General features: G+C 70.1%; 2 protein-coding genes. Both read right to left on the minus strand.

Features of this window, described 5'->3' with window-relative positions; genetic code table 11:
- Positions 1-63: 63 nt before the first annotated feature.
- Entirely contained in the window at positions 64-849 is a 786-nt protein-coding gene (gene istB / locus ACSBPG_RS31795; protein ID WP_435541267.1) for an IS21-like element helper ATPase IstB, read from the minus strand.
- Positions 849-2,153, minus strand: coding sequence for an IS21 family transposase (istA, locus tag ACSBPG_RS31800; protein WP_435541268.1), 1,305 nt, complete (start codon positions 2,151-2,153; stop codon positions 849-851). Before istA ends, istB begins: the two co-directional genes overlap by 1 nt.
- Between the last annotated feature and the right edge of the window lie 74 nt (positions 2,154-2,227).

Genomic DNA, 2,227 nt, shown 5'->3' on the forward strand with positions numbered 1-2,227 from the left:
TGTCCAGCGACATCCCGAACTGCCCCCCTGGCGCCATGAGGATCTGCCCCCTGGTTGCGCCGTTCAGGCGGGCGTTGATTGAAGCGTCGCAGCGGGCTTTTGCAAAAGCCCGCTGCGACGCTTCTCGCGAAGTCGATAGCTGTCGCCGCGGATGGTGACGACGTGGCTGTGGTGCAGCAAGCGATCGAGGATGGCGGTGGCCACCACCGGATCGCCGAAGACGCTGCCCCATTCCCCCACCGCCCGGTTGGAGGTCACCAGCATTGCCCCCTTCTCGTAGCGCCGGCTGACCAGCTGGAAGAACAGGTGCGCCGCATCCGGCTCGAAGGGCAAATAGCCCAGCTCGTCGACGATCAGCAGCTTCGGTTTGGCGTAGTGGATCAGCCGCTCCTCCAGCCGGCCGTCGGCGTGCGCTTTGGCGAGCTGGGCCACCAGGGTGGTCGCCGGCGTGAACAGCACCGAGTAGCCGGCGACGATCGCCTCCCGGCCGATGGCCACCGCCAGATGCGTCTTGCCCACTCCCGGCGGACCGAGGAACAGCACCGCCTCGCCGTTGGCGATGAAGCGGCCGGACGCGATCTCCCGGATCTGTGCCTTGTCGATCGACGGCTGGGCGGCGAAGTCGAAGCCGGCGAGGTCGCGCACAAAAGGAAAGCGCGCCAAGCCGAAGCCCATGTCGATGCGGCGCTGGTCGCGCCGAGCGATCTCGCGCTCGCAGAACAGCGCCAATGCCTCTCGGATCGTCAGCTCGCGCCGGCCGGCCTCGTCGATCAGGCTGTCGAGTTGATCGCGCAGCGCGGTCAGCTTCAACCGGTTCAGCATGGCGACCAGATGATCGTGCTCGGTCATCAGAAGCCTCCCCCGACCACCGCCTCGTATTCCGCCAGCGGCCGCAGCAGTGCCGGCATCGCCATGTCGGCGGCGGCCCCCTCCGGCCGCGTCAGGCGTACCGGATGGCCGGCGCTGCCGGCGACACCGACGAGGTGGGCGTCTTGGGTCGAACGGCCGTGCCGCCCCTTCAGCTCGGCGTGCACCGCCACCTCGCGGCCGGCGTGGAGGACCCGCACCGTGCCGGCCTCCACCATCACCCGCACCCGCTCGCCGATCAGCCGCCAGGGCACCGAATACGCATTCCCGTCCACCTCCACCGCGCAGTCCGCCCCGACCCGACGCACCAGGTCGCGCGCCGTGGTGAAGGGCGGGATGCCGGCCAGCGGCTTGAGGGCGTGCGCCTCGTCGCGCCGGAAGCGCTCGAGCGGCGCCTCGCCCGTCGTGCCATGCTGACGCTGATCGGCGATGTCGCGCGTCCACGCGTCCAGGTGGCCTTCCAGTTCCGCCCAGCTGGTGAAGGAGCGGCCGGCGATGGCGTTGCGCTTCACGTAGCCGACGCCGCGCTCGTCCTTTCCCTTGGTGCGCGCCCGGTACGGCGCGCAGGCCCGCACCCGGAAGCCCCAATGCCGGGCAAACGCGTGCAGGCGCGGGTGCAGGACCACCTCCCGGCTGACCGGGTCGTGGTGCAGGATCAACGCCCGCGCGTTGTCGAGCAGCACCTCCTGCGGCACGCCGCCGAAGGCCCGGAAGGCGCTCTCCATCCCATCGAACCAGCTGTCCTGCTTCTCATGCCCGTAGGCCCGCACGTGCAGCCGGCGCGAATAGCCCAGCGTCGCCACGAACAGAAACACCGCCGTCACCGTGCCGCCGATCTCCACCCGCCGCACGCCGAAGTCGATCTGCAGTTGCTCGCCCGGCGCCGTCTCGAAGCGCACCGTCGCCCGCGCCTGGGCGATCAGGTCGCGCCGCAGCGGCGCCACCGCGCGCTCCACCGTGCGCAGGCTGACCGTCAGCCCCTTCTCCCGCGCCAGCTCTTGGCGGATCACGTCGGCGTTCCCGGCGTGCCGCCGGAACCGCTCGGCCAACCACTCCGCATGGCCATCCAGGCGTTTCGAGCGCGACGGCGACGCGCACGGACGCCAGCCGCCCAGGGCGAGCCACCGCTTCACCGTGTGCTTCGAGCAGCCCAGTTCCGCCGCGATCCGCTTCACTCCCCACCCCAGCGCCTTCAGCTTCAGCATCGCCGACACGTCATCCGGCGCCTTCATCGCGTCCCTCCGCGGTTCAACTCCCCGCGGATAAGCCTCGATCAAGCTCGACATCCCTCAATTCCCCTTCTCTCAAGGGGGGCAGATCCTCGTGGCGCCAGGGGGGCAGTTTGACGTGTCGCCTGACA

This window comes from Azospirillum sp. ST 5-10 (genome assembly GCF_051225715.1).
Lineage (GTDB): Bacteria > Pseudomonadota > Alphaproteobacteria > Azospirillales > Azospirillaceae > Azospirillum.